The organism is Alloyangia mangrovi (assembly GCF_002300555.2).
Taxonomy (GTDB): Bacteria; Pseudomonadota; Alphaproteobacteria; order Rhodobacterales; family Rhodobacteraceae; genus Salipiger; species Salipiger mangrovi.
This window is the reverse complement of sequence record NZ_NTHN02000002.1, coordinates 77,639-102,619: the sequence shown is the minus strand read 5'-3', so window position 1 is coordinate 102,619 and position 24,981 is coordinate 77,639. Positions and strand designations below refer to the sequence as shown.

At 64.5% G+C, this 24,981-nt stretch carries 26 protein-coding genes; 11 read left to right on the top strand and 15 right to left on the bottom strand.

Annotated elements, in window-relative coordinates:
* Window positions 1-159 precede the first annotated feature (159 nt).
* Complete coding sequence (locus tag CLG85_RS01865) at window positions 160-1,863, top strand: winged helix-turn-helix domain-containing protein (protein ID WP_095881033.1); 1,704 nt, start codon at window positions 160-162, stop codon at window positions 1,861-1,863.
* 437 nt (window positions 1,864-2,300) lie between these two features.
* Here the strand turns inward: CLG85_RS01865 and CLG85_RS01860 are convergent, their stop codons facing one another.
* From CLG85_RS01860 to CLG85_RS01850, 3 genes are all read right to left on the bottom strand, one after another.
* Window positions 2,301-3,425 carry an aminotransferase class V-fold PLP-dependent enzyme gene (locus CLG85_RS01860; RefSeq protein ID WP_095881034.1) on the bottom strand — a complete coding sequence of 375 codons (1,125 nt, stop codon included), beginning with the start codon at window positions 3,423-3,425 and terminating at the stop codon, window positions 2,301-2,303.
* Between the two features lie 86 nt (window positions 3,426-3,511).
* Entirely contained in the window at window positions 3,512-3,967 is a 456-nt protein-coding gene (locus CLG85_RS01855) for an Lrp/AsnC family transcriptional regulator (RefSeq protein WP_260348332.1), read from the bottom strand.
* Window positions 3,964-4,419, bottom strand: a complete 456-nt coding sequence (locus CLG85_RS01850) for an Lrp/AsnC family transcriptional regulator (RefSeq protein ID WP_095883400.1) — start codon at window positions 4,417-4,419, stop codon at window positions 3,964-3,966. The genes CLG85_RS01855 and CLG85_RS01850 overlap by 4 nt, the downstream gene beginning before the upstream one ends.
* A gap of 178 nt (window positions 4,420-4,597) precedes the next feature.
* Between CLG85_RS01850 and ilvC the strand changes: the two genes are divergently transcribed.
* Complete coding sequence (gene ilvC / locus CLG85_RS01845) at window positions 4,598-5,620, top strand: ketol-acid reductoisomerase (protein WP_095883399.1); 1,023 nt, start codon at window positions 4,598-4,600, stop codon at window positions 5,618-5,620.
* Window positions 5,621-5,749: 129 nt separating this feature from the next.
* On the opposite strand, the gene CLG85_RS01840 is transcribed toward ilvC, so the two are convergent.
* From CLG85_RS01840 to dctP, 5 genes are all read right to left on the bottom strand, one after another.
* The gene (locus tag CLG85_RS01840; protein ID WP_176476663.1) at window positions 5,750-5,914 is read right to left on the bottom strand and encodes a hypothetical protein; all 165 of its coding nucleotides are present in this window, start codon (window positions 5,912-5,914) and stop codon (window positions 5,750-5,752) included.
* An 87-nt stretch (window positions 5,915-6,001) separates the two neighbouring features.
* Window positions 6,002-6,376: an OsmC family protein gene (locus tag CLG85_RS01835; RefSeq protein WP_095883398.1), complete on the bottom strand. Its 375-nt coding sequence runs from the start codon at window positions 6,374-6,376 to the stop codon at window positions 6,002-6,004.
* A gap of 16 nt (window positions 6,377-6,392) precedes the next feature.
* Window positions 6,393-7,682 (bottom strand): TRAP transporter large permease, encoded by a 1,290-nt coding sequence (locus CLG85_RS01830; RefSeq protein WP_095883397.1) that lies wholly within the window; start codon window positions 7,680-7,682, stop codon window positions 6,393-6,395.
* A 29-nt stretch (window positions 7,683-7,711) separates the two neighbouring features.
* Entirely contained in the window at window positions 7,712-8,230 is a 519-nt protein-coding gene (locus CLG85_RS01825; protein WP_224843464.1) for a TRAP transporter small permease, read from the bottom strand.
* Window positions 8,231-8,239: 9 nt separating this feature from the next.
* Window positions 8,240-9,253, bottom strand: a complete 1,014-nt coding sequence (gene dctP / locus CLG85_RS01820; protein ID WP_095883396.1) for a TRAP transporter substrate-binding protein DctP — start codon at window positions 9,251-9,253, stop codon at window positions 8,240-8,242.
* A gap of 185 nt (window positions 9,254-9,438) precedes the next feature.
* On the opposite strand from dctP, the gene CLG85_RS01815 reads away from it, so the two are divergent.
* Window positions 9,439-10,728 (top strand): PQQ-dependent sugar dehydrogenase, encoded by a 1,290-nt coding sequence (locus tag CLG85_RS01815; RefSeq protein WP_095883395.1) that lies wholly within the window; start codon window positions 9,439-9,441, stop codon window positions 10,726-10,728.
* Window positions 10,729-10,861: 133 nt separating this feature from the next.
* Here CLG85_RS01815 and CLG85_RS01810 read toward each other — a convergent pair whose 3' ends face one another.
* On the bottom strand, window positions 10,862-12,709 hold the full coding sequence (locus tag CLG85_RS01810) for a serine protease (protein ID WP_260348330.1): 1,848 nt from the start codon (window positions 12,707-12,709) through the stop codon (window positions 10,862-10,864).
* Window positions 12,710-12,909: 200 nt separating this feature from the next.
* Here CLG85_RS01810 and CLG85_RS01805 point away from each other — a divergent pair, with 200 nt between their 5' ends.
* Both CLG85_RS01805 and CLG85_RS01800 read left to right on the top strand, forming a co-directional pair.
* Window positions 12,910-13,869, top strand: coding sequence for a glycine--tRNA ligase subunit alpha (locus CLG85_RS01805; RefSeq protein WP_095880474.1), 960 nt, complete (start codon window positions 12,910-12,912; stop codon window positions 13,867-13,869).
* On the top strand, window positions 13,866-14,378 hold the full coding sequence (locus CLG85_RS01800; protein WP_095880475.1) for a DUF6446 family protein: 513 nt from the start codon (window positions 13,866-13,868) through the stop codon (window positions 14,376-14,378). Before CLG85_RS01805 ends, CLG85_RS01800 begins: the two co-directional genes overlap by 4 nt.
* Window positions 14,379-14,424: 46 nt before the next feature.
* Here the strand turns inward: CLG85_RS01800 and hemC are convergent, their stop codons facing one another.
* Window positions 14,425-15,387: a hydroxymethylbilane synthase gene (gene hemC, locus CLG85_RS01795; protein ID WP_095880476.1), complete on the bottom strand. Its 963-nt coding sequence runs from the start codon at window positions 15,385-15,387 to the stop codon at window positions 14,425-14,427.
* A 109-nt stretch (window positions 15,388-15,496) separates the two neighbouring features.
* Between hemC and hemE the strand changes: the two genes are divergently transcribed.
* Complete coding sequence (gene hemE, locus CLG85_RS01790; protein WP_095880477.1) at window positions 15,497-16,534, top strand: uroporphyrinogen decarboxylase; 1,038 nt, start codon at window positions 15,497-15,499, stop codon at window positions 16,532-16,534.
* Here hemE and CLG85_RS01785 read toward each other — a convergent pair whose 3' ends face one another.
* Window positions 16,535-17,539 carry a DMT family transporter gene (locus CLG85_RS01785; RefSeq protein ID WP_095880478.1) on the bottom strand — a complete coding sequence of 335 codons (1,005 nt, stop codon included), beginning with the start codon at window positions 17,537-17,539 and terminating at the stop codon, window positions 16,535-16,537.
* A gap of 198 nt (window positions 17,540-17,737) precedes the next feature.
* Between CLG85_RS01785 and CLG85_RS01780 the strand changes: the two genes are divergently transcribed.
* From CLG85_RS01780 to CLG85_RS01760, 5 genes are all read left to right on the top strand, one after another.
* A complete protein-coding gene (locus CLG85_RS01780) occupies window positions 17,738-18,670 on the top strand; it encodes an ABC transporter ATP-binding protein (RefSeq protein WP_095880479.1) in 933 nt (310 codons plus the stop codon).
* On the top strand, window positions 18,667-19,428 hold the full coding sequence (locus CLG85_RS01775) for an ABC transporter permease (protein WP_095880480.1): 762 nt from the start codon (window positions 18,667-18,669) through the stop codon (window positions 19,426-19,428). Before CLG85_RS01780 ends, CLG85_RS01775 begins: the two co-directional genes overlap by 4 nt.
* A gap of 1,291 nt (window positions 19,429-20,719) precedes the next feature.
* A complete protein-coding gene (locus CLG85_RS01770; protein ID WP_141244396.1) occupies window positions 20,720-21,223 on the top strand; it encodes a hypothetical protein in 504 nt (167 codons plus the stop codon).
* 87 nt (window positions 21,224-21,310) lie between these two features.
* The gene (locus tag CLG85_RS01765) at window positions 21,311-21,715 is read left to right on the top strand and encodes a helix-turn-helix domain-containing protein (protein ID WP_141244397.1); all 405 of its coding nucleotides are present in this window, start codon (window positions 21,311-21,313) and stop codon (window positions 21,713-21,715) included.
* A complete protein-coding gene (locus CLG85_RS01760) occupies window positions 21,712-21,978 on the top strand; it encodes a hypothetical protein (RefSeq protein WP_141244398.1) in 267 nt (88 codons plus the stop codon). The genes CLG85_RS01765 and CLG85_RS01760 overlap by 4 nt, the downstream gene beginning before the upstream one ends.
* A 1,255-nt stretch (window positions 21,979-23,233) precedes the next feature.
* Here CLG85_RS01760 and CLG85_RS01755 read toward each other — a convergent pair.
* The 4 genes from CLG85_RS01755 to CLG85_RS01740 all read right to left on the bottom strand — a co-directional run bounded on the left by CLG85_RS01755 (window position 23,234) and on the right by CLG85_RS01740 (window position 24,978).
* The gene (locus CLG85_RS01755) at window positions 23,234-23,437 is read right to left on the bottom strand and encodes a hypothetical protein (RefSeq protein ID WP_095880484.1); all 204 of its coding nucleotides are present in this window, start codon (window positions 23,435-23,437) and stop codon (window positions 23,234-23,236) included.
* A gap of 87 nt (window positions 23,438-23,524) precedes the next feature.
* Entirely contained in the window at window positions 23,525-23,872 is a 348-nt protein-coding gene (locus CLG85_RS01750) for a ubiquitination-like system serine protease family protein (RefSeq protein ID WP_095880485.1), read from the bottom strand.
* Window positions 23,872-24,633 (bottom strand): N-acetylmuramidase domain-containing protein, encoded by a 762-nt coding sequence (locus CLG85_RS01745; protein WP_235865277.1) that lies wholly within the window; start codon window positions 24,631-24,633, stop codon window positions 23,872-23,874. The genes CLG85_RS01750 and CLG85_RS01745 overlap by 1 nt, the downstream gene beginning before the upstream one ends.
* A gap of 66 nt (window positions 24,634-24,699) precedes the next feature.
* Window positions 24,700-24,978 (bottom strand): hypothetical protein, encoded by a 279-nt coding sequence (locus CLG85_RS01740; RefSeq protein ID WP_095880486.1) that lies wholly within the window; start codon window positions 24,976-24,978, stop codon window positions 24,700-24,702.
* Window positions 24,979-24,981 lie beyond the last annotated feature (3 nt).

Here is a 24,981-nt window from a genome sequence, read left to right as displayed (position 1 = left end):
TATGATATTCAACCTAAAAGCGAATGAAGCGGGCATACTTGGCACTCTCTCTTTGCGGCAACAAGCGCTATTATTCCGAGGACAGAAATCGACAGGTTCAAGAAGACGAGAAATGCGATAGATTGTGCTACCATAAAGGCAATTGCCAAGAAATCGTAAATTTCTACAGGAATATGTGACCAATCTCGTGAAATCGCGGAGCGCCCCATTTCAAACGCCGAACAATTTAGCCCGCTCACTTTCGCTGAAGATTTCGCATCCGCGCAGACCGGCGACGGAGAAACCCTGCGATTCACCCGGTCCGAGGCCCGCGCGCTCGCGCTGCTCACTCGGCATCCGGACCGCATCGCCACCCGGGAAATGCTGCTCGACGCGCTGACCGAAGTCGGCTCCGACCGCAGCGAGCGCAACATCGATTTCGTCATCAACCGCCTGCGCCGCAAGCTGTCCGACAATGCCCGCAGCCCCCGCTTTATCGCCACCCGCTACGGCGAGGGCTACGTCTGGGTCGCCGGCCCCCCTGCGATGCTGCGCGAGCCGGTCCGCGCCGACCTGCTCGTGGGGCCGCTGAACGGGCTCGAGTTGCTCGGCCCGCTCCGACCCCGCGCGGAGAGCTTCGCGCGACGATTGCACGAGGTCGTAAAGGGCGAACTGCTCGAGGGGCCGAGCGTCATCTTCATGCCCGACGCCCAGGTGCGCACCGGTGCCTCCGGAACCGGACCCAGCCAGATGATCGAGCTGACCTTCTTATCCGAGGCGGGGCAGATTAACTGCGTGGCCGCGGTCAAGCTCTGCGGTTCCGGCCGCATCCTCGCGATGAACCGCCTGACGCTCGAAACCGACCAGAGCGACCTGCAGGGGGACACGGGGGCCCTGCCCCGCTTCGTGCGGCGACTGCTCAACGACGCCTGGCACGCGAAGGCGAGCGCCACGGAGGCCGACGGGCCGCTGCCCGTGGCGATGTATACCGCCGGTTTCTGGCAATGGAAAGCCGAGGCCTCGCCAACCGAGAGCATCGCCAAGCTGAGCGCAAAATCGGATGCGAACGACCGCCGTTACCTGCTCGAGTGGCGGCAGTCAGAGCGCCGTATCGTCGAATTGCGCGAGGCCTCTCCCGACGACGCGAGCCTCCGGATCATGCATGCTGCGCATCTCCACACGAAATACATCATGCTGGGCCACAGGCTCTTTGCCGACGGGGTGGACCACCGCAGGGAGGACGAGGATCAGATCGAGGCCCTGGTTCTGGACGCCCTGCCCTACGTGCAGGAAAGGCCCGACCAGGCGATCGTGGCCGCCAAGCTGCTGCACTTTCTCGATCGCGGCTACGCCGAACTTGCCCTCGAGGTCGCCGAAGAGGCACATCGCGCCAGCCTGTCTCTGGTGGCCTCTTTGCCGCTGATCGCCCAGATCCGAGCCTACATGGGCCGGATCCCCGACGCGTTGCCCTGTATCGATCAGGCGCTGAACCTCATCGAGCCCGGGACCAAATCGCATCTCTACGCGCTCACCATCAAATGCCAGATCCTCGTCGCCTCGGGCAACCGCGACGGCCTCGACGAGGCCAAGCGGCAGCTCTACAGCGTGTCCGTCCTGGCACCGCTCTTCTTCGAGCCGATGTTCGGCGATCCCTATAGCCCGTCGCTGCGCGGCCGCCTTGCCGCCATGGCCATGTCTCGCCGCATGGCCCTGGGCACCCTGATGCACACCAACTACGTCTCGGCCCGGCTGTTTTCCCGCGAAGAGCACCGCAACAACGCGATTCTCAGCCCGCTGGCGCTGGTCTGCCGCCGCTTCGGCACCGAGGCCGTCCCGGAAGAGGTCGTCGCGCGATATCCGGCGGTCATGGCACAGCTCGGTTGACCAGGACGCCCCTGCCGCTGCTTGGCGTCAGAATTTCGCATTCTGCAACAATTGGTCGAGAATCTCGATGCATCCTCACAGCCGGAGCATAGGGTAGCTTCCGTCCCGCAAAGCTCCGAGCAAGATCCGAAGCACGGCCTCCTTGGTCCCGCCGTGCTCCCGGTTCAGAGGTCTGCCCGGTCCGAACCTGCTTCCGGGGTTCCGAGCCGGGCAGACCGTCTTTACCAGCACGCTCCGCCCTCCTGCCTGACGATGCGGGCAGCGCCCGCACAAGCGGCTGCGGCCCGGGCGCGTGTGGCAAAGGCGTCGGGCATCCTGCTGGCCGCCACCATGGCCAATCTCGCGGGAACGTCCGGGTACGGGGCCCGACCGCGCAGCACAGGCTTTTTCATAGAGGGGACGCGCCGTTCGGCGCGCCCCGGGGTCTTGCGGCAGGCTCAGAGAACCTCGCCCAGCACCTTGTCCAGACGGGCCACGGTGGCGTCCACGTCCTTGAGCTTGTCGAGGCCGAAGAGGCCGAGACGGAAGGTCGAGAAGCCCGCGGGTTCATCCACCTGCAGCGGTACACCTGCGGCGATCTGCGCACCCTTGGCGGCAAAGGCGCGGCCCGACTGCACCTCGGGGTCGGAGGTGTAGCTGACCACCACGCCCGGGGCACCGAAGCCCTCGGCGGCGACCGAAACGGCCCCTTTGGACGCGAGCAGCTCACGCACCCTGCGGCCCAGTTCGAACTGCGCCGCCTTGGCTTCGGCAAAGCCGAACTCGCGGGTCTCGTTCATCGCGTCGCGGAACATGCGCAGGCCATCGGTCGGCATGGTGGCGTGATAGGCATGGCCGCCCGCCTCATAGGCCGCTGTGATCTGGCGCCACTTCTTCAGGTCCAGCGCGAAGCTGTCCGAGGTGGTCTCGTCCAGACGCGCCAGAGCGCGCTCGGACATCATGACGAGCCCCGCGCAGGGTGTCGAACTCCAGCCCTTCTGCGGCGCGGACAGCAGCACGTCGACGCCCGTCGCCTTCATGTCGACCCAGGCGCAGCCCGAGGCGATGCAGTCGAGCACCATCAGCGCGCCGACCTCATGCGCGGCGGCAGCGAGCGCGGTCACGTAGTCGTCGGGCAGGATGATCCCGGCGGCGGTCTCGACATGCGGGGCGAAGACGATGTCGGGCTGCTCTTCGCGGATCTTGGCGGTGACCTCCTCGATCGGCGCCGGGGCGAAGGGCGCCTGCGCGCCGTTGCCGGTGGCGCGCGCCTTCATCACCGTGACCTCGCCACCGAAGCCGCCGGCCTCGAAGATCTGGCTCCAGCGGAAGGAGAACCAGCCGTTGCGCACCACCAGCGCCTTGGCGCCGCGACCGAACTGGCGGGCCACCGCCTCCATCCCGTAGGTGCCGCCGCCTGGAACCACGGCGATTCCCGCCGCGCCGTAGACCTCGCGCAGCCCCGCAGAGATGTCGCGCATGACCTCCTGGAACGCGGCGGACATGTGGTTGAGCGAGCGATCCGTGAAGACCACCGAAAATTCGTCGAGACCCGTCGGGTCCACATCCTTGCGCAGCGCCATGGCTACCTCCTTTGTTGTTGCGAAGGGGTTAGCGCGGATCGCGCGGATTGGCAAAACCTCCGATGGTCGCGGGCCGCAGAGCGGGCTCAGAGCGGCCCGGGTCGGCGCTCCTCGGTCAGCACCACGTTGGCCTCGACCCGGCCCACGCCGGGCAGCGTCATGATCCGCCGCCGCAGCACCCGCTCGAAATCGGGAATGTCGCGCGCCACCACCCGAAGCCGGTAGTCGAAGGCGCCGAGCACGTGCTCGACGATCTGCACTTCGGGAATGGCCGAAACGGCGCGCTCGAAGTCCTCTAGGCTGACCCGACCTTTGGTCGCGAGTTTCACGCCGAGGAACACCGTCACGCCGAACCCCAGCGCCTCGAGGTCGAGATCCAGCCGGGGCTTGCGAAACACTCCGGCCTCGCGCAGCCGCTGGATGCGCCGCCAGCAGGCCGGCTGCGAAAGGCCGAACCGCCGCCCCAGGGCCCCCGCGCTGGCGCCCGCGTCCTTGGCCAGCGCCAGCACCAGTGCACGGTCAATGTCATCGAGGTCGATCATAGCGGTACCGTCTCGTCGGACTTGACCAGTGCCACGTGCATCAGCGCCTCGATGTCCGAGATATGCGGCAGGGTGAGGATGCGGCCCCGATAGAGCTGCTGATAGTGTGCAAGGTCGCGGGCGATCACCGCAAGCCGCACGTCGATCGAGCCGAGGAAGGTCTGGATCTCGATCACCTCGGGCACCTGCCGCGCCGCCGCGATGAACTCGTCGAATGCGCTGGAGACGGTCTTGTCGAGCGCCACGCGCAGCGAGACCTCGAGCTCATAGCCAAGGGCGGGCCAGTGGATCACCCCGCGCGTGCCGCGTAGCACGCCCTTCTCGCGCATGGCAGCGAGTCGGCGGGCGAGAGTCGAAGGCGTGACCCCTGCCCGCTCCGCCAGTTCGGCGCCGGGCAGGTCGGGCGCGGCCTGAAACTGGCGAAGGATGCGCCTGTCTGTGTCGTCGAGCATGATTTCGCCGTTAAATTATCATTCCGCGAATGATCTTTCATCTTCAGGCGAAATATTCAAGAAAAAACGCAACCCTCATCACCGCCGAGTTCGTAAATTGCGTCTCACAACGAAGCGGCGCAACAAACCGCTCGAACCAAGACCTGCAGCAAGGCTGCACCAAGGAAGGAAAAGACCCATGCGCGTCTATTATGATCGTGATTGCGACATCAACCTGATCAAGGACAAGAAAGTGGCCATCCTGGGCTACGGCTCCCAGGGCCACGCCCACGCGCTGAACCTGCGCGACTCGGGTGCCAAGAACCTCGTCGTCGCTCTCCGCGAGGGCTCGCCCTCGGCCAAGAAAGCCGAAGCCGAAGGCCTGCAGGTCATGGGTATCGCCGAAGCGGCGGCCTGGTGCGACCTGATCATGTTCACCATGCCCGACGAACTGCAGGCAGAGACCTACAAGAAGTACGTGCATGACAACCTGAAAGAAGGCTCCGCCATCGCCTTCGCCCACGGCCTGAACGTGCACTTCGGCCTGATCGAGCCGAAGGCTGGCGTCGACGTCATCATGATGGCGCCGAAGGGCCCGGGCCACACCGTGCGCGGCGAATACACCAAGGGCGGCGGCGTGCCCTGCCTCGTGGCGGTTCACAACGACGCATCGGGCAAGGCGCTGGAAATCGGCCTGTCCTACTGCTCGGCCATCGGTGGCGGCCGCTCGGGCATCATCGAGACCAACTTCCGCGAAGAGTGCGAGACCGACCTTTTCGGCGAGCAGGCAGTCCTCTGCGGCGGCCTCGTCGAGCTGATCCGCTGCGGCTTCGAGACGCTGGTGGAAGCCGGCTACGCTCCGGAAATGGCCTACTTCGAGTGCCTGCACGAAGTGAAGCTGATCGTCGACCTGATCTATGAAGGCGGCATCGCCAACATGGACTACTCGATTTCGAACACCGCCGAGTACGGCCAGTACGTCACCGGCCCGCGCATCCTGCCCTACGAGCAGACCAAGGCGGCAATGAAGGCGGTCCTGACCGACATCCAGCAGGGCAAGTTCGTCCGCGACTTCATGCTCGAGAACGCCGTGGGCCAGCCGACCATCAAGGCCTCGCGCCGTGCCAACGACGAGCACGAGATCGAAGCCACCGGCGCCAAGCTGCGCGGCATGATGCCCTGGATCTCGGCCGGCAAGATGGTTGACAAGTCCAAGAACTGATCGGGACTTCCCGGACAGACGAAAGGCGCGGGGTTTCCCGCGCCTTTTGCTTTTGCGGCCTTTCCAGGCAGCCCGGCGACGCCGCATTGATGCCGGGCCGAGAGACGCCGCCTTGGTCCGACCCGAGGGTCAGTCCTTCTTCTTCGCCTCGTTCTGCGCCTTCATGCGCGCCAGGAGCTCTTCCTTGCTGGCCTTGCCGCCGGTGCCGGCCTTTCCCTCGCGCTTGATGTCTTCCGCACTGAACTTCGGCTTGTTCGAGCCCGGGCGTCCACCGCCCATCTTGCTATAGTCCATGACACGATCCTTTCCGTTGCCACGAAGATGATGTCACATGCCCCATCCGGCACGGCTTCACAAGCCGCGCGCATGGGCATGGCGGCCTCATTCCAGGGTGATCTTGCAGTTCAGCGTGTTGCTGACGGTGCACATTGACTTGGCCTCGCGCAGCATCTCCTCGGGCAGATAGCCCTCGATGCGGCAGACCATGGACTGCAGGCGCCCCGGCTCGTCGATGGCCTTCTCGGCGGTCACGGTGATCGCATAGGCCGGCAATGCCACCTCGTCACGCTTGGCGACGATGCGCAGCGATTCCACAAGGCAATGCGCCACCGACGCCATCAGCGTCAGTACCGGCTTGTCATAGGGCGGATGGGGCAGCGGCTCGCCGCCCTCGCCCGAGACGAAGCGCACCGGGCCTTCGGGGTTGAAGAGCACCGAGACCGGACCGAAGCGCTTGGGACGGAGTTTCAGGGCCATGAGAGAAAACCTTTCCTCAGAACAACAGGTTGGGCAGGTAGAGCGCGATCACCGGGAAAATCGTCAGCACCACCAGCGCGAAAAGATGGATGAGCCAGTAAGGCACCGTCGCCGTTGCCACCCGGCCGAGGCTGATCTCGTTCTTGGTCAGGCTCGACAGCACCGAGAGATTGAGCCCCACCGGTGGCGTCACCTGGCCGATCTCGATGACGATGGTGATCAGCACGCCGACCCAGATCGGATCATAGCCGAGCCCGGTCAGCAGCGGGAAGACCACTGGCAGGGTCATGATCATCAGCGACAGCCCGTCGAAGAAGCAGCCGAGCAGCAGGTAGATCAGCACCACGATCATGAGGATGGTGTATTGCCCCAGCCCGCTTGTCGCGACGGCGTTCAGGATCTGCTGCGGGATGCCGAGGATGCTCACCGACTGCGCGAGGATCGTCGCGCCCAGCACCACGAAGCCGATCGCCGCAAAGAGCAGCGTCGAATGGAAGACCGCGTCGAGCAGCTTGCGCAATGTGAGGTCTCCCCAAAGGAAGGAGATGACGGTTGCCAGCACGACGCCGAGCCCCGCGGCCTCGGTGGGGGTCGCGATGCCGCCGATGATGCTGCCGATCACCGCAACGATCAGCATCAGCAGCGGCCAGACCTGGCTGAAGCCGCGCAGGATGTCGCGCAGCGGCAGGCCGCTCTCGTCGCGCGGGGCGATCTCGGGGTGGCGCAGCGCCTTGACGAGGATGTAGCCCATGAACATGAGCCCGATCATCAGCCCCGGGAGGATCCCCGCCATGAAGAGCCGCCCGATCGAGGTCTCGGTGAGCGCGCCGTAGATCAGGAACGACAGGCTCGGCGGGATCAGCAGGCCCAATGTGCCGCCGCCCGCGAGGCTGCCGACGATGACGTCCTTGTCATAGCCGCGCCGGACCATCTCGGGGTACGCGACCGCGCCCACGGCGGCGGCGGTCGACATGCTCGAGCCGCTGACCGCACCGAAGAGCGTGCAGACTGCGATATTGGTGTGCAGCAAGCCGCCCGGCACGCGGCGGAAGAGCGGTGCGAAGGCGGAATAGGCGCGGTTGCTCACCCCGCTGTGCAGCAGGATTTCCCCCAGCAGGATGAACAGCGGCACCGCGCTGAGGGTGAAAGAGTTGAAGACGTTCCAGATCGCATCCACCGCCAGCGAGGTCGCGCCATTGGAATAGACGTGCAGCAGCACCAGCCCCGTGAGGCCAAGCGCCGCGCCAAGCGCGACGCCTGTCGAGGCGCAGAACACCATGACACCGATCAACGTGGTCCAGAACATGGGCTACCTGTCCTTTGAGGGGGTCATGGTCATTGCAGCTCTTCGGGCGCGTGCGGCCGCTCCGGCGCCAGCAGCCCGAGCAGCCGCCCGGCGAAGATCACCCAGGTCACCGCCACCGAGAGCGGCAAAGCCGCCATCCAGGGATAGAGCAGCACGCGGGCGGTCTCGGACTTCAGGTTCCGCTTCCAGGCGAATTCGAACCAGGGGATGGACTCCAGCAGGATCCAGCCGAAGAAGAGCACGCCGACCAGCATCGCGGCGATGCGCAATAGGCGCGGGATCCGGCTCTGCAAGGCGTCGGCGACGATCGACACCCTCACGTGCTCGGCTCGCAGGGTCACCAGCGGCAGGGCCAGGAAGAGCATGGCGCTCAGCATCAGCCCGACCATGTCCTCGGTGACATGCAACGGTGCGTTGAAGAAGCGGCGCATGATCACGCTGGTGGTGATGATCCCAACGATCCCCACCATGGCAAATGCGGCCAGCAGCGCCATGGCGAGGGCCAGAAGCTCCAGCCCCCGCGACAGCATGTGTCTCAGCGCCCTCATCGCAGCGGATCAGCGGCCAAGCGCTTCGAGCACGCGCGCGCGGTAGTCCATTGCATTGCCACCGGCTTCCTCGGCGAGCATCTGCCAGGTCTCGGACACGGCCTCCATGAACTGCGCCCGGTCGGCCTCGGGGAAGTCCTCGCCCCAGGTCACGCCCATCTCGCCCAGCTTCTCGCGCGCGGCCATCTCGGCCTCGGCGTCCTTGTCGTACTGGTTGGTGCGCTCCCAGAGCGCATCCGCCGCCGTGGTGATCGCCGTCCGGATCTCGGGATCGGTGGACTCCCACTTGTCCGTGGCGACGCCCAGCGTGTAGGGCGCCGAGGCCATCGGGTAGAGGAAGGAGGCGTATTTCGTCACCTCCTGCAGCGAGATCGTGCTGGCGTAAAGTGCCGGGTAGAGCGCGCAATCCACCACGCCGGTCTTCAGCGCCACGTAGGTCTCTTCCTGCGGGATGATCTGCGCGGCGACGCCAAGCTTGGTGAAGGTCTCCACCTGCTCGCGCGCCCAGACCCGCAGCTTCACGCCCTTGAGGTCCTCGAGCGTGTGGATCGGCTCGTCGCGGCAGAAGACCGAGACCGAGAGCGTCGGGATCGCCACGAAGCCAACGGTGGTCACCCCCCAGTCCGTGTACTCTTCCTCGTAGATCTCCTGCGCCACCGGCAGCACCGCCTTCAGCTCGTCGACGGTGCTGATCGCGCCCTGCACGAAGACCGAGCTCAGCGCCGGCGCGTCGCGGCCGAGGTAGTTCGACCACATCAGGCTCATCTCGACCGCGCCGCGCGGCAGCACGCGCAGCAGGTCGGTGTTCTTAAGCCCCAGCGAGCCGCCGCTGTAGACGGTCAGCTTGAAATCCTTGTCGGCGAGCGCCGCGTTCACGTCCTCGGCGAACTGCTCGATCTGTGCGGTCTCCGGCCGGGTCTCCGGCAGGAAGTTGTTGAGACGCCACTCTTCGGCGACCGCCGAGGTTGCGGCGGTCCCGGCGAGCGCGGCGCCCAGTAGGGCGGTACGAATGCGGATGGTCATTGGCGTCTCTCCTCTCGGCCGATCACGGGGGCGCTCGATAGCAAAATGCCCGGCGTATTCAATGCCCGCAAGCGCTTGACCTCAGGGAGCAATCGCCGGGTGCGGGTGCGTGCAAACGTCGCGCTACCCCTTTGCCCTTCGCCTCGCCTGCGATAGGTTCGCGCAAACACTGGCTGGGGGCTGACATGGACTTCATGGCACGCGTGACCGCGATGATCGGCGGCACAATGGTTCTACTTCGGCGCGCAAGCGCGCCGGGCACACAGGCGTTCGGTGCAAATCCTAGCATACCGGAGGCCAAGAAACAGGGGATCATGACCCTGAAGATGCCGACCGCGAAGGGTTGGGAGCCGGGCCACACACCGACCGCCGCGCCGGGGCTGAAGGTCAACGCCTTTGCCTCGGAGCTGCTGCACCCGCGCTGGATCGAGGTGCTGCCGAACGGCGACGTTCTGGTCGCCGAGGCGATGCAGCAGGGCCGTCCGCCGAAGACCCTCTTCGACCGCGCCATGCATGCCACCATGCGCCGGGCGCGGGCGCTCGGCACCAGTGCCAACCGGATCACCCTCTGGCGCGACGAGGATGGCGACGGCGTCGCCGAGCGGCGCGAGATCTTCCTCGAAAACCAGAACCAACCCTTTGGCATGGCGCTTGTGGATGGCACCTTCTACGTCGGCAACACCGACGGCATCGTCGCCTTCCCCTACGAGGAGGGCGCAACTTCGCTCACCGGCGAGGGCCGGAAGCTGGTCGAGTTCAAGCCGCATGGCCACTGGACCCGCAGCCTGATCGTCTCTCCCGACCGCAGCAAGATCTACGCCGGGGTCGGCTCGCTCAGCAACATCGCCGACGAGGGCATGGAGGCCGAGGAAGGCCGCGCCGCGATCTGGGAGCTGGACCTGGCCACCGGCGAGTCCCGCGTCTTCGCCTCGGGCCTGCGCAACCCGGTGGGCATGGCCTGGGAGCCGACGACGGGCGCGCTCTGGACCGTGGTCAACGAGCGCGACGGGCTCGGCGACGAGACCCCGCCCGACTATCTCACCTCGGTGCAGGATGGCGGCTTCTACGGATGGCCCTTCTGCTACTGGGGGCAGATCGTCGACGACCGCGTGCCGCAGGACGCGGCGCTGGTCGCGCGCGCGATCCAGCCCGACTACGCGCTTGGCGGGCACACCGCCTCGCTGGGTCTGTGCTGGATGCCCGAAGGCACCCTGCCCGGCTTCCCGGACGGCATGGTGATCGGCCAGCACGGCTCGTGGAACCGCTCGACGCTGAGCGGCTACAAGCTGGTCTTCGTGCCCTTCGAGAACGGCAAACCCTCGGGGCCGGCGCGCGATATCCTGTCGGGCTTCCTCGCCGAGGACGAGAGCGTCTCCTACGGGCGGCCGGTCGGGGTCTGCATCGGGCCGGACGGCAAGTCGCTGCTGATGGCCGATGACGTGGGCGACATCATCTGGCGGGTGACCGGGGCCTGAAGCCCGTCAGTACAGATCGGAAAAAGAGAGAGGGGGGGCGCTGCCCCCCTCTTCGCCTTGCGGCGAATTCACCCCCCGGGATACTTCCGCCTAGAAGAAGGGCCGAGGTCTGTGCCCAGGCCCCTTGCGAGGCTCATTCCCAGCAGTTGACCGCCACGGTCATGTCGCGGGCGGCGGCGGTGAGGTCTTCGGGGGCCATGACACCCTCGCCCCGCGAGGCGTTGCCGGGGATGCCGGCGCCCTGCAGGAAGGCAAGCAGCGCCGAGGCGTCGGTGGCGAAGGCCACGTTCTCCGGCAGTTGCTTGGCGCCTGCATCGCGCGGCATCAGCACGCCGACCACCGCGCCGCCGGCATCGAGCACCGGCCCGCCCGCGTCGCCCGGCGTCGCCTCGACCGCCAGCCGCGCCAGAGTCTCCTCGCCGCCGAGACCCTTCGCGTCTTCGAGCGCGCCGAAGGTCAATGTAGGCGCGCTCAGCACGCCGCCGTAGGGGAAGCCCGCAACGGCCACCTCGGAGTTGATCCGCGGCATGTCGGTGCGCAGCCGCGCCACGCCACGCGGTGCCAGCGCCGCAGTCGGGCGCAGCAGCGCCACCCCGAGTTCCGCATCGCTTTGCAGGAGCTCTGCGTCGTAGCTGCCATCGAGGGTGAGCCGCCCGCAGCCCGCCACGGCGGCGGCAGAGGTCAGCACCGTGCCGCGCGCGTCGACGAAAAAGCCCGCCACGGTCTCGCGCGGCTTGCGGATCGGCAGGCCGGAGACCAGGTCAAGCGACTGGCCGTCATCGCTGACCGAGGCCGGGTCGAGCACGCCGGGCGTGACGCGGAAGCTGGTCTTCATCATGTTCACGACGCGCTCGAAGCGAGCCTCGTCGCCGGCCGGCCAGACCAGCGTCCAGCCCTTGATCTGCCCGCCCTGCAGCACCGCCTCGGTGTGGCTGGTGATCCGCGCGTTCTCGCCGGCGAGGGTAAAGCCGTCACGGCGCAGGTTGCGGGCGCCGTTCACCGGCACGATCGCCAGCGTCTGCAGGATCTCGTAGAGCCCGTTCAGCGCCTTGCGGTCGCCCGGCTGGCTGATCAGCAGCGCCTGTGCCCCCTCGAGCGTGCCATTGCCCTTGTAGATCGCGAAGGGCGCCTCGTGGCGATCGAACTCCAGCAAGCCCATCGGCAGCTCGATGGCGATCCCGGCGCGGGCGTCGTTCACCTCCTGCATGCCGGTGCCCTCGAGCACGGCGTTGTACTTGCCCAGCAAGTCGGCGCGCTGGCGGGTGGTGAGGATGCCGGTGACCTCGTAGCCGTTGTCGCGCTGCCAGGCGCCCATGGCCATGCGGGTGCCATTGCCGAAGGCGCCGTCGATGGCGCTGTCGTAATGTCCCGACCAGCGCAGGGCGACCTGCAACTGCTGGCGTTCGGCGGCGCTGAGCTGCGCCTCGCTGCGGCGGGCCTCCGAGACGGTCTCCTCGGGGATCTCGGGGGTCGTGACGGGCGCGGCGGCGGGGGCGGCGGCAGCCTCCTGCGGCGCCTCGCCAGGGTCCTGCCCAAGGTCCTGCGCGAGCGCGGCGGTCTGCTCGCTGCTGGGCTCCGCGCGCTCTTCATCGGGCCTCGGGTCGAGCGGCGCCGCGGTGACGGCCGGTTGGCTGGCAGTGCCGGCAATGCCCGCACCCACCGGCCAGAACTGCCGTCCGTATTCGCCGGCGGCGGCGAGATAGGAATCGCGCGGGATGCGGCCCGCGGCCCGCAGGCTCCGCAGTTGCTCGGCGGCGACCTCGGGATCATAGGGGCCGAGCGCGATGCCGTACCAGCCTCCGCCCAACGAGAAACCGTTCACGTCGCGCAACCCGCCCGCGTAGTCGCGCAGACGCGCCTCGGCCTCGTTCAGGCTGGGCTGGGCCTCGATCTGGATATAGACCACCTCGCCCTGTTGCGCTGCCACGCCCTGCGCCAGCATGACGGCCGCAGTGCCTGCTAATAGTATGGATCTGAACATGGCTTCACTCGCTCCTCGGGCCCCGGTCTTGTGATCGTCTCTTGTTTTCTGAAAGGACTCTGTAACAGACCCCCCCGCTCGCGTCATCTCAAAAGATGGTCAGGCTGGCGCATTGACCCTTGACCGTTGCACGCATAATCAGGCAGCCGACCATTGGACGACGGGCGCCCGCACAGGCGGCGCGCAAGGGGAAAGATGCCATGAGCGAGATCCGCAGCGAGAGCAGCAAGCCGCGCAGTTTCCAGGAGATCATCCTGCGGCTGCAGACCTATTGGGCCGCCAAGGGCTGCGCCGTGCTGCAGCCCTACGACATGGAAGTGGGTGCGGGCACCTTCCACCCGGCCACCACGCTGCGCGCGCTCGGCTCGAAGCCCTGGGCCGCCGCCTACGTGCAGCCCTCGCGCCGCCCGACCGACGGGCGCTACGGCGAGAACCCGAACCGGCTGCAGCACTATTACCAGTACCAGGTGCTGATCAAACCGAGCCCGCCGGACCTGCAGGCGCTCTATCTCGGCTCGCTCGAGGCCATCGGCATCGACATGAGCCTGCACGACATCCGCTTCGTCGAGGACGACTGGGAAAGCCCGACGCTGGGCGCCTGGGGGCTTGGCTGGGAAGTTTGGTGCGACGGCATGGAAGTCTCGCAGTTCACCTATTTCCAGCAGGTCGGCGGCCATGACTGCCACCCGGTCTCGGGCGAGCTGACCTACGGGCTCGAGCGGCTGGCCATGTACGTGCTCGGCATCGACCACGTGATGGACATGCCTTTCAACGATCCCGACTCGCCGATCGCGCTGAAATACGGCGACGTCTTCCGGCAAACCGAGGAGGAATACTCGCGCTGGAACTTCGACGTCGCCAACACCGAGGTGCTGCTGCGCCACTTCGAGGAAGCCGAGGCCGAGTGCGAGGCGATCCTCGCGCGCACGCATGACGACCCCAAGACCGGCAAGCGCATCGTCATGGCCCACCCGGCCTACGATCAGTGCATCAAGGCCTCGCACCTGTTCAACCTGCTCGACGCGCGCGGGGTGATCTCGGTCACCGAGCGCCAGGCCTATATCGGTCGGGTACGGACGCTGGCGAAGAAATGCGCCGACGCCTTCGTCAGCACCGAGGCGGGCGGCTGGACCGCCGAGGCGGCGGAGAACGCCGCGTGAGCGGCAAGATCCTCGCGATCTTCATCGTTGCGGCCGCGCTGATCTTTGGCGCGGTCGTCTACTACGCGCAGGTCTACTACTTTTACGAGCCCCTGCCCGAGGCCGAGGCCCGTGTCGTGCTGACCCCGCAGGATCGGGGCGCGCCGCGCGACATCCCGTTCCGCGACTTCGAGGGGATCGACGCCTCCTCCTCGCCGATCCGATACCGCGCCTGCTTCACCACCTCGGAGCGTCCCGACACGCTCGACCCGGTGTTCGAGCGCTACGAAGGCGCCGAGCCGCGCAATGCGCCCACATGGTTCGGCTGCTTCGACTCCGACGCCATCGGCGCGCAGATCGCTGCCGGCACAGCGCATGTCTACACCTCGCAGCGCAACATCGAGTTTGGCATCGACCGGGTCGTGGCGGTCACCGAGGACGGGCACGGCTACATCTGGGAAGAGATCAACGAATGCGGCGACAAGGCCTATGACGGCACGCCGCTCGGAGAGGATTGCCCAGAGAGGTGAGCGGCAGGGCGCAGGCCATCTCCGGCCCGCGCCCCGGCTGAACCTGTCAGCTCTTCTTCCAGTCGAAAAATCCGTCGCCTGCCCGGTCCAGCAGTTCGCGCGCCAGATCGGCGCCCATCCGCGCGCCCTCGGTGACCGGACCGCGACGCTCGCCCGAGAGCGCCTCGCTCCCGTCGGGGCGCAGGATCTCGCCGCGCAGCCAGAGCGCGTCGCCCTCGAGCAGCGCCAGCCCGGCGATGGGCGTCTCGCAGCTGCCGTCGAGGGTGCGCAGGAAGGACCGCTCGGCATCCAGCCGGAACTGCGTCGGGCGGTCGTGGATGGCATTCAGCATCTCGGCGACGCGCGCATCATCCGTACGGCGCTCGATGCCGATCGCCCCCTGCGCCACGGCGGGCAGCATGTCCTCGGGATCAATGGCCGTCATGTGCTCTCCGGCCATGTTCATCCGGTTGAGACCCGCCATGGCGAGGAAGCTGCAGGCAGCGACGCCGTCCTCGAGCTTCTTCAGCCGTGTCTGCACGTTGCCGCGGAACTCGACGACCTGCAGATCGGGGCGGCGGTGCAGCAGCTGCGCCCGGCGGCGCAGCGAGGAGGTGCCGACCACCGTGCCTTCGGGCAGCTCGGCGATGGCGGAATGCGACGGCGAGATGAAGCAGTCGCGCACGTCCTCGCGCGGCAGGTAGCAGTCGAGGATCAATCCCTCGGGCTGCTCGGTCGGCATGTCCTTCATCGAGTGCACGGCGATGTCGATGCCGCCCGACAGCAGCTGCTCCTCGATCTCCTTGGTGAAGAGCCCCTTGTTGCCGATTTCCTTCAGCGGCCGGTCCGCTGCGATCATCGCGCGGTCGTCGCCGGTGGTCTTGATCACAACCACCTCGAAGGCCTCGGCGGGAAGGTCGAAATGCGCGGCCAGCCGGTCGCGGGTCTCATGCGCCTGGGCCAGCGCCAGCGGCGAGCCGCGGGTGCCGATCTTCAGGGGTTGGTCGGGAGAGGGCAATTCGCGTGTCATGGCCAGAGCTTTATGTCGCGGGAGAAGCTGTGGCAATGGGGGCCGTTTTGACATATTGCCGCCGCCAAGAGATTGACCTGCAAGACCCAAGAGAAAGACGGGGGTTCCCATGACCAAGACGATCCTGCGCGCGCTGGCCGGCGAGACCCTGCCCACCCCGCCGATCTGGATGATGCGCCAGGCCGGGCGCTACCTTCCCGAGTACCGCGCCACGCGCGAAAAGGCCGGGGACTTCCTGTCGCTGTGCTACAACCCCGAGCTCGCCGCCGAGGTGACGCTGCAGCCGATCCGCCGCTACGGCTTCGACGCGGCGATCCTCTTTGCCGACATCCTGCTGCTGCCGCAGGCTCTGGGACTCGACCTGTGGTTCGTCACCGGCGAGGGGCCGCGCCTCTCGACCATCCAGACCGACGCGGATCTGGCCGCGCTGAAGCCGGTTGCGGCGATCCACGACACGCTGAACCCGGTCTACGAGACGGTGAAGATCCTTTCGCGCGAGCTGCCGTCCGAAACCACGTTGATCGGTTTCGCCGGCGCGCCCTGGACCGTGGCGACCTACATGATCGCCGGGCGCGGCACCAAGGATCAGGGCCCGGCACACGCGCTGAAGGCCGAGAACCGCAAGCTCTTCGAGGGCATCCTCGACGTGCTGACGCAGGGCACCATCGAGTATCTGACCAAGCAGGTCGAAGCTGGGGCCGAGGTGGTCAAGCTCTTCGACAGCTGGGCCGGCTCGCTCGAGGGTGACGATTTCCGCAAGTACGCGCTGGAGCCCGCCCGCATCATTACCCAGGAGATGAAGACCCGCTTCCCCGGCCTACCGGTCATCGCCTTCCCGCGTCAGGCGGGTGAGGGCTACATCGGTTTCCACGCGGCCACCGGCGCAGACTGCGTCGCGGTCGATGACAGCGTGACGCCGGAATGGGCCGCCGAGCACGTGCAGACCGGCGGCTGTGTGCAGGGCAACCTGGCGTCCTCGCACATGGTGACCGGCGGCGACGCGCTGGTGCGCGAGACGCAGCGGGTGGTGAAGGCCTTCTCGAAGGGGCCGCATATCTTCAACCTCGGCCACGGCATCACGCCCGACGCCGATCCCGAGAACGTTCAGCTGATGATCGACACCGTGCGCAGTACGGTCACCGCCTGATCAGCGCCTGACGGCGGTGCTCCCGCGCCGCCGTCCCGGCTGCGGCGCTGCCCGCGACCGTTCGCGCAGGAAGACCACCAGCCCCGCCCCGACGATCAGCGCGCAGCCGATCCAGGTAGCGGGGATCGGCCATTCCCCGAACATCAGCCAGCCCCAGAAAATTGCCAGGGGCAGCCCGACATATTCGAAGGGCGCGATCACTGCCGCATCGGACATCCGGTAGGAGGCGCTCATCGCGTAGCCGACGCAGCCCGAGATGCAGCCCAGGGCCAGGAAGACCAGCGCGTCGCCTGGGCTCGGAAGCACCCAGGGGCGCAGCAGGAATCGGGCGGCCTCGCTCTCGAAGGAGTCCATGTAGCGCCCGTCGCCCGCCACGAGGTAGAAGCCGGCCGAGACCACAAGGAACATCACCTGCAAGTGCACCGCCAGCGCCGAGGCCCGGGTGGTGACGCCAAGCTTGCGCGTGAGCACCTGCAGAAGCGCGTAGAGCAGCGCCGAGATCACCGGCAGCAAAAGCACCAGCCTCGAGGCCTCGGCCCCCTCCGGCGCCTCCGCCCAGGGCTGCTGCATGACCACCACTCCGAGGAAGCCGACAAACACCGCGCCGAGCCGCCATGGCCCCACCTTCTCGCCGAGGATCGGCACCGAAAGGAGGGTGATGAAGAGCGGTGCCACGAAGAAGAGCGCTGTCGCCTGCCCCAGCGGGATGATCGCCACCGAGGCGTAGAAGCTCATGTTGGCCAGCACCACCAGCACCCCGCGCGCCAGGTGCAGCAGCGGCGTGTCGCTGCGCAGGAGCTTCCATCCGCCCTCGAGCTTGAGCATGACGAGAATGATGCACAGGCCGACCGCCGCGCGTGTCGCGACAATCTGGTGCAGCGGATAGCCGCCCGAGAGCAACTTGATCAGCATGTCGTTGATTGAAATCCCCGCTACCCCCGCGCAGATCAGCGCGATTCCGAGGCCGGGACGGTGAAGATGGGTGGGCGCTGCGGCGAGTGTCATGCCCCGGCTCTAGCCCGGCCCGCAGGCAAGCGCCATATCCAAACGCGCGCGCTCAACCTCCTTTCGAGGAGGCCGCAGCTCTCCTCCTGCCGGAAACTGGCAGCAAGGGAGCGCCGCACAGTCTTCCCTGCGGGATCGCACGTTGCGCTTTGCCCCGGCGGGCCTAGGTTGGCGCTCACAGGACGCGGAGGTCATCCCATGCCCATGGTCGAAGTGGCGCAGGTCACAAAGAAGTACGACGGCGGTTTCGAGGCCCTGAAGGGCGTCGACCTGGCCATCGAGGAGGGCGAGATCCTCGCGCTCCTTGGCCCCAACGGCGCGGGCAAGACGACGCTGATCTCGATCATCTGCGGGCTGGTGACCCCCTCGGGCGGGGACATCCGCGTCGGCGGGCACGACGTGATTACCGGCTACCGCGAGAGCCGACGCCTCGTCGGGCTGGTGCCGCAGGAGATCAACCTCGAGCCCTTCGAGAAGGTGCTCAACACCGTACGCTTCTCGCGCGGGCTCTTCGGGCTCAAGCGCGATGACGCGCTGATCGAGGACGTGCTGCGGCGGCTCTCTCTCTGGGACAAGCGCAACACGCCGATCCGGGAGCTGTCGGGCGGGATGAAGCGCCGCGTGCTGATCGCGAAGGCGCTGTCGCACGAGCCGCGGGTGCTCTTCCTCGACGAGCCCACCGCCGGGGTCGACGTAGAGCTGCGCCGCGACATGTGGGAGATCGTGGCTGACCTCAAGGCGCGCGGCACGACGATCATCCTGACCACTCACTACATCGAGGAAGCCGAGGCCATCGCCGACCGCATCGGGGTGATCAACCACGGCCGCATCCTGCTGGTCGAGGAGAAGCAGAGCCTGATGACCCGGCTCGGCCGCAAGGAGTTGCGCATCTCGCTCGATGCACCCCTGAGCGCCCTGCCCGCCGTGCTTCAGGGCCGCGGGCTCGAACTGGAAGAGGACGGACACATGCTGGTGCACAGCTACGACAGCACCGCCGAGCGCAGCGGCATCGCCCGGCTTATGGCCGATCTCGCAGCCGAGGGCATCGCCGTGCGCGACGTCTCGACCCGGCAGAGCTCGCTCGAGGAGATCTTCGTCAGCATGGTGCACGGCTCGGAGGACGCAGCATGAACCCCCGGGCAATCTGGGCCATCTACCGCTACGAGATGAGCCGCTTCTTCCGCACGCTCATGCAAAGCTTCCTGTCGCCGGTGATCTCGACCTCGCTCTATTTCGTGGTCTTCGGCGCCGCCATCGGCTCGCGCATCGACGAGGTCGAGGGGGTCAGCTACGGTGCCTTCATCGTGCCGGGGCTGGTGATGCTCTCGGTGATCTCGCAGGCCATCGCCAACGCCAGCTTTGCCATCTACTTCCCGAAGTTCATCGGCACCATCTACGAGCTGCTCTCGGCGCCGGTGAACTTCCTCGAGATCGTCATCGGCTACGTCGGCGCGGCGGCAACCAAGGCGCTGTTCATCGGCACGGTGATCCTCCTCACGGCGACGCTTTTCGTCGAGCTGCACGTGGCGCATCCCTTCGCCATGGTGGCCTTCCTGCTGCTGACCTGCATCAGCTTCTCGCTGCTGGGGTTCATCCTCGGCATCTGGGCCGGAAATTTCGAGCAGTTGCAGCTGGTTCCGCTGCTGGTGGTCACGCCGCTGATTTTCCTTGGCGGCAGTTTCTACTCGATCTCCATGCTGCCGCCGGTCTGGCAGACGATCACCCTCTTCAACCCGGTGGTCTACCTGATATCGGGCTTCCGCTGGGCCTTCTTCGGAATGGCCGACGTGCCGGTAGGGCTGAGCCTTCTGGCCATCGCCGGCTTCACAGGGCTCTGCCTTGCGGTGATCTGGTGGATCTTCCGCACCGGCTGGCGCCTGCGCAGCTGAGCCCGATCTCTGGGTTCCTTCAAGAGACTTCCGGGTGGCGTGGTGCTGGGCGAGCCGCTGACCAGGGTGGACAGCAGACCTGGTCCGCATAAGTTGCGCATGTTGGTCGACGCTGTGCAGGGCTTAAACCAACGCCGGAACCAGCCTGCCGAAGCGCCTATGCAACCTTCCGCATTCTGAGCTTGGCGGAGGCTCGGAAATCTAAGGGAAAATGGCGCACCCGACAGGATTCGAACCTGTGGCCTCTGCCTTCGGAGGGCTCTTTTGGAGACAATGTCAGGCATTTGTTCCCGGTTTGAACGCCTTTTGACCTCATTTGAGACCCTTCAGGGCTCGCGTATTGGCACAGTATTGGCACACGTGTTTACGCTGGCCGACGCCTTACCTCCTCAAGCGCATCCTCGAGACTCTTCGCACACCGCTGGGCGACAGGTCCGATCTAGACGATCCACATCCAGTTAACACCAGGTCGCTGATTTGCGTGATGCAGACACGGCCAACCGGCTTCCAATCCCCGTAGACCCTCACGTCGTCGATGAGCATCATCCCCGCAATTACCGTTCTCTCCAGCGTCCACATGAGCCCCTGAGAGACCGAGAACAATACAGGCTCAAGGAAAAGAATCCCTATGACACTTGGCCACGCACCCGCATGCCGCTGGAACCGGAAATCGGGAATCGCTTTCAAGTGAATAAAGCAGGGCGTGGCAAAGCTATCGATGCTAATCCCAAGCTGCTCTTCTTAAATGATCTTTTCGCCACCTATCGAACAAACTCCAGCTCAAGCAGGTTTAGTGAGCCGGAACGATAGGTGAATTTCCTCTATGGAAGTCAAACTTCGCGCGAGCCAATTCACCGGTCGAGCTAATCGATGTGCCGCTTACCCCTTACACTGTAGCCTCTTCATGACGGGAACTGCGAGATGGAATAAAAATATTCAACTACAGGTGCTTAGAACTTATTCACTCACTGCGACGTAACAGGAACGAATCTGCCTTGGAGACACTTATAGCGAAAAAGGAAGGTGTGACCTAGGGCGACAATCCGCGATCAGCTGCGCGGCGAGCACCGAGCACTTGCCAAAAGTTACCGGGTGCGGTTAATTCCTTGAATAGCTCGGAACTTTCAAATATGATCCCACGTCACCTCGCAAGGCGACCTATTAAATATATGCCGCACCAAGACTTCACCTGCGTGGAAATTTAAAACTTATACAGATTCTGCCCCTCAAAGAAGAGCCGTACCATTTAAACCCTAACTTCACAGATAATTTGAACATTTAGGGGAAATTTATGCCGAGATTAAATGTCTACTTCACCCAAGGCTTCATTCAGGGACCCCCAGGGATTGAAGAGTATGGACCTGAAAGAAAGGCAAGAATTAATAAATCCTTTCTTCGAATATACGCGAGCCTCATATATATTGGAGAAGCATGTCCAAATGGAAATTGCCTTGCACTTAGGTACCTCCTCTCACTAGATCACTACAAACCAGGATTTCCACCACTTGGATTTGGTGCATTCTTAGGGGACATCGACCAAGATCGCGCGACCGGTGACTGCATACCGTTCGCTAGTATTGATGCCCTGTCAGATGAGGACGAAGATGGCTATTTTTCGCGCTATGATCCCCGCCTAAGCAGTCTGCATTGCGCTATCCTCTTTACTTTGAGGCCTTCCCCGCGCCTGCTGATTTTCAAGATCGGCGACGAGGCGCATGTATCTGGTCTGCTTGAGGCGCATCGTGATGCTGAGGTCGCACGTATCGCGATCGAGATCGCCCGCAACACAAGATAATGTGCGTTGACTTGCGCAGCAACAGCGCTTTATGTTGTCTCTCAAGGCAACACTTAAAAACTCTCACATCAAAGACTAGGGGTTCAGATGAGTGATGCAGATAAAGATAAAGATGTAATCATCTTGGACGTCGACAAGAGGTTCTTGGTCGAACCCGTCGGCGGTACGAGACCAGAGGCGCAGGTACGTTCTGGTGGCGGACAAGTGTTCAACGACATTCTCAAGGCATTGCCAGCACACGAACGCAAAGTGTTGTTCGATGGGATCGGGAAAGATGTTGCCCGCGTCGCCGGCGCGCACGCTCTTGCTTCGATGTTGCGTGAGAGTGGTCTGAGTGGCCGCGAGATTGATGCTCGTTTCGGTTATGATCATGGAGCATTGTCCCGCACAGCGAACGGAAAGTCCCCGTCCGGGCCAACGCTTTGGCGCCTTTATGCGCTGGCTGCAGCATTAGGCTTCAAACTCGAGCTGAAGGTCTCTAAGAGAGTATGAGCAAATGGGATGCCTTAATTACTCTTCTGGTGATGCTGCCAGCGATTTGGGCCACCACGCATTTAGGAATCTCCCGTCTCTCGGAGATAAAGGCTGACCACCTCGAAAAGGACGAAACGACGAGAGAAAAATCTCAGATGCTCAGAAAACGCGCTCACGTTCTTCAAGACATGTCTCGTCTCATGCCAAATTGGATGCTAGCGATCCTTGCTTTAGCTCTTTTCCTGCGAGTAATTCAAATTTTAGGCGAACTCATATCCTAATTATATCTAATATTTCACCGCGCTCCATTGGAAATAACCGCGCGCTGTCCCGCTGCAACCAGCACTCCTCCCAAGCTCTCCGCATTGCGCTGGCGTTGCGAGGGCGCATAAGCAAACCAACTCTGGGGCCCTCGGAAGATTAGAAGCAAGTTCGCGAAGATGTGCCCGACCTGGTGCCCGTCCCTGAGCACCTCCCAGTCGCTCTCGCCGTCATCCCGGCCCGCGATCATCGTTCGTCTGCGCGTCCACATGGGGCGGAGATAGGGAGAGAACAAAGTGGGATCAAGGAACGAAGAAGCCCGGCGCTATGGCCGGACCTCATCCGAATGTTACCTTATATCGAAGAGCGCGGAGACTTACTCACCTGATCCAAGATCCTCCAGAGAGAATTTAGATTCAATTTCTCTCATTCTGTCTACAATGATGCTCTGGTCGATCTTCCAAACCTCACCATCCCGGAATCTAACGGCACTTGGGTATGCGTATGCCGACCCCCACTTCTCAAAAAGAAACGGACTGAGCACGTTATGGGTCCACGAAGCTCTCGAGAATTCTCCAGGGCTCAATTCTTCAACGGAAACACCATTTAGCCCGCGACCCATCGAGTCGTTGAACACATCGAAAGCCACGAAACCCACCGAATATGCGACGATGTCAGAGTCTGCGCTACTCTCAATGGTCAAATTGTACTCTATTCCCTCACGAGAATACTGACCGCCGCGAGTATACTCTGCCGAAAACGTTTTTTAGTTCGATCGGTGCATCAGGAACCTCAATCACGGTAGCCCGCGTCTCCGCCAATGCTGACGAACCAGAAGCAAAAATCCCAAGAAGAAATGCAGCGCACCTAGCTGAAACCATAAAAGCTCTCCCAAATATTCGCCGAGACCCAGAGATTGAGCCAAACTTCCCTTTGATTACTGATCGCAAGAAGGAGCTTCTACCGACGCATAGCAGACCACAAATTTTCTCACGCCTAGCGTGCTTTTCGACCCACACTTGAAAGCAAGAGCTGCCACAAGTCATTCAGTACCTCACGATCATCATCAAGCGTCTGGCCTGGCATCACTGTTCTTCCCGCACTGCGGCATGAGGAGAAGATGGGAGGCTCTTGAAAGAAAATGCCCCGGCCCGAAGGCCAGGGAGTTCCAACAATGACAGCTCAACAGAGTTCCTGCTGTGCTTTGCAGCCCGAAGGCCGCTACCGGGAAGCGCCCGGCGCGCATCAGGCGATATGCTCGATCTCATCGAGGCGCTATTTCACGCCCCATTTCGCGAAGACGCTGCCGGAAAGGCCGACCGCAACGACGATCGCCCCGACTAGCGTGGCGAGATCAATGGTCAGCACCCCGTCCGTATAGCCGATGCCCCAGCCGGGGAACGCGGCAACCAGCGCCGTCAGCAGCGGAGAGAGGATGTAGAGGGCGAGCCTGACGTAGACGTTGCTCAGAGCTTTCATGGTCTTGTCCTTTCGGTAGGCGGCACGCAGCCGCAGAGAGGACCAGCGCGAGGCGCCAGTCGGTGATCGGAATGAAGGGGATGTGCATCAGGGCAGATCGAGGGCAGGAAGATCGACCGTCTGCCCCGCCAGCGCATGGCTGCAGTCGTTCAGGAACTGGATGCGTCCCTCGCGCACGAAGCTGTGACAGAGCAGCGGCTTCGACTCGAACGGTTCGCCGCGCATGATGGCAGCGTGCTGCTGATCAGCGAGCCGCTCGGTTCCCTTGACCTTGATCGACGGCGAGAAGGTCGGCGCGTCCGGGTTGCCGTTGTAGCCCCACCGCGGGCCGGGGCCTTCCCCCACTCCGACCTGGTGCATCATCCTGCAGCCGGGGCACATGAAGGCGACCATGCCGTCCTGCAGCGAGCGGAGCTTACGACCAAGCCGCGCCATCACGCCGCCTCCGGATAGGGGGTGTCCGCAATCTTGTCCCAGCGGAGGAAGGCGCTGCGCAGCTTCGTGTGGTAGCCGTGAGTCGCGTAGCTCGGCCCGTTATAGCCCCGAGCGAACCCGGACCAGTCGTGGCGCCGCAGCTCGTCATCGAGACCGGCCGCGACGATGTAATCGACCATGGCCTGAAGCTGCGCCTCCTCGTCGTCAGCAAAGGCTTCGACCATGGCGCGGGCAGTGTTGAACCCGACCATCTGCGCGTTGAAGCCCATCATCTGGCCCAGCCCCCAGCTCGCCGAGCGCAGAGCGGCCTCCTCGTCGATCTGGATCGCAGCCAGGAGGCGCGGGTAGCTGTCGGAGGGATAGCCGCCGGAACGCCAGTTCTTGTAGGCGAGCCCCTGCCCCACGGCCTTGTCGCGCGCGGCACCGGGCCCCAGCTCGCGGTAGAAGACATGCGGCTCGAAGAGCATCGCGACCCGACCGAGGCTGTCGAAGCCCGAGCCCTTCGCCTCGACATCCATCACCGCATGCAGCTCGTCCTCACCCACCCCGATCTGCGCGCCGATTTTGGGCAGGTCGATATCCTCGAGCGGCTTCGCAGCGCCGGTGAAGCGCGGCGGCGCAATGGTGGAGGGCACATCCCGGCTGGCAAGGAAGTCACCCGATGCCCCGCGCGTGCGGTCGCCGAGGATCCCGTCTTCGGGCCCAGCATCGAAGCCGAGCTCATTGAGCGCCATCTGCAGGGCACGGATTTCGTCTCGCATCGCATTCTCCCATGCGCAAAGACCCCGCACGATGGCGGGGCTCCTGGTTCAGGTTGTTGGACTGGATCAGCGGTCGAGCGAGAGCCTGTCGAGCTTCCCGTCGATCTTCTGCAGCGTGGCGGAGATGCTGCGAAGGTCGGACGCCTGCCCGGCCTGCGTCATCTCCGCCGCCCGCAGCCGCGCCTCGCGGGCGCGGCCTTCGTTCTCCAGGCGCTCGATCGCCAGCGCCTGTGCTTCCTGCGAATTGCGCAGGGTGACGTAACCCGCAGTCAGGCCGACCACCATCGAGAGGATCGAGAGGAGATTGCCGGCGCTCACCGTGCTGTCGAATTTCACTTGCGGCATGCT

Bases quoted from the DNA above. Each gene is read 5' to 3' on its own strand.
- CLG85_RS01860 (WP_095881034.1), bottom strand. From the start codon at position 3,425: ATGGCGCTGCGCAAGGATGTGGACCCGACGGGTCTCGACGAATTTTCG.
- CLG85_RS01855 (WP_260348332.1), bottom strand. From the start codon at position 3,967: ATGATCGACCTCGATGACATTGACCGTGCACTGGTGCTGGCGCTGGCC.
- CLG85_RS01850 (WP_095883400.1), bottom strand. From the start codon at position 4,419: ATGCTCGACGACACAGACAGGCGCATCCTTCGCCAGTTTCAGGCCGCG.
- ilvC (WP_095883399.1), top strand. From the start codon at position 4,598: ATGCGCGTCTATTATGATCGTGATTGCGACATCAACCTGATCAAGGAC.
- CLG85_RS01840 (WP_176476663.1), bottom strand. From the start codon at position 5,914: ATGGACTATAGCAAGATGGGCGGTGGACGCCCGGGCTCGAACAAGCCG.
- CLG85_RS01835 (WP_095883398.1), bottom strand. From the start codon at position 6,376: ATGGCCCTGAAACTCCGTCCCAAGCGCTTCGGTCCGGTCTCGGTGCTC.
- CLG85_RS01830 (WP_095883397.1), bottom strand. From the start codon at position 7,682: ATGTTCTGGACCACGTTGATCGGTGTCATGGTGTTCTGCGCCTCGACA.
- CLG85_RS01825 (WP_224843464.1), bottom strand. From the start codon at position 8,230: ATGAGGGCGCTGAGACACATGCTGTCGCGGGGGCTGGAGCTTCTGGCC.
- dctP (WP_095883396.1), bottom strand. From the start codon at position 9,253: ATGACCATCCGCATTCGTACCGCCCTACTGGGCGCCGCGCTCGCCGGG.
- CLG85_RS01815 (WP_095883395.1), top strand. From the start codon at position 9,439: ATGGACTTCATGGCACGCGTGACCGCGATGATCGGCGGCACAATGGTT.
- CLG85_RS01810 (WP_260348330.1), bottom strand. From the start codon at position 12,709: ATGTTCAGATCCATACTATTAGCAGGCACTGCGGCCGTCATGCTGGCG.
- CLG85_RS01805 (WP_095880474.1), top strand. From the start codon at position 12,910: ATGAGCGAGATCCGCAGCGAGAGCAGCAAGCCGCGCAGTTTCCAGGAG.
- hemC (WP_095880476.1), bottom strand. From the start codon at position 15,387: ATGACACGCGAATTGCCCTCTCCCGACCAACCCCTGAAGATCGGCACC.
- hemE (WP_095880477.1), top strand. From the start codon at position 15,497: ATGACCAAGACGATCCTGCGCGCGCTGGCCGGCGAGACCCTGCCCACC.
- CLG85_RS01785 (WP_095880478.1), bottom strand. From the start codon at position 17,539: ATGACACTCGCCGCAGCGCCCACCCATCTTCACCGTCCCGGCCTCGGA.
- CLG85_RS01780 (WP_095880479.1), top strand. From the start codon at position 17,738: ATGCCCATGGTCGAAGTGGCGCAGGTCACAAAGAAGTACGACGGCGGT.
- CLG85_RS01775 (WP_095880480.1), top strand. From the start codon at position 18,667: ATGAACCCCCGGGCAATCTGGGCCATCTACCGCTACGAGATGAGCCGC.
- CLG85_RS01770 (WP_141244396.1), top strand. From the start codon at position 20,720: ATGCCGAGATTAAATGTCTACTTCACCCAAGGCTTCATTCAGGGACCC.
- CLG85_RS01765 (WP_141244397.1), top strand. From the start codon at position 21,311: ATGAGTGATGCAGATAAAGATAAAGATGTAATCATCTTGGACGTCGAC.
- CLG85_RS01760 (WP_141244398.1), top strand. From the start codon at position 21,712: ATGAGCAAATGGGATGCCTTAATTACTCTTCTGGTGATGCTGCCAGCG.
- CLG85_RS01755 (WP_095880484.1), bottom strand. From the start codon at position 23,437: ATGAAAGCTCTGAGCAACGTCTACGTCAGGCTCGCCCTCTACATCCTC.
- CLG85_RS01750 (WP_095880485.1), bottom strand. From the start codon at position 23,872: ATGGCGCGGCTTGGTCGTAAGCTCCGCTCGCTGCAGGACGGCATGGTC.
- CLG85_RS01745 (WP_235865277.1), bottom strand. From the start codon at position 24,633: ATGCGAGACGAAATCCGTGCCCTGCAGATGGCGCTCAATGAGCTCGGC.
- CLG85_RS01740 (WP_095880486.1), bottom strand. From the start codon at position 24,978: ATGCCGCAAGTGAAATTCGACAGCACGGTGAGCGCCGGCAATCTCCTC.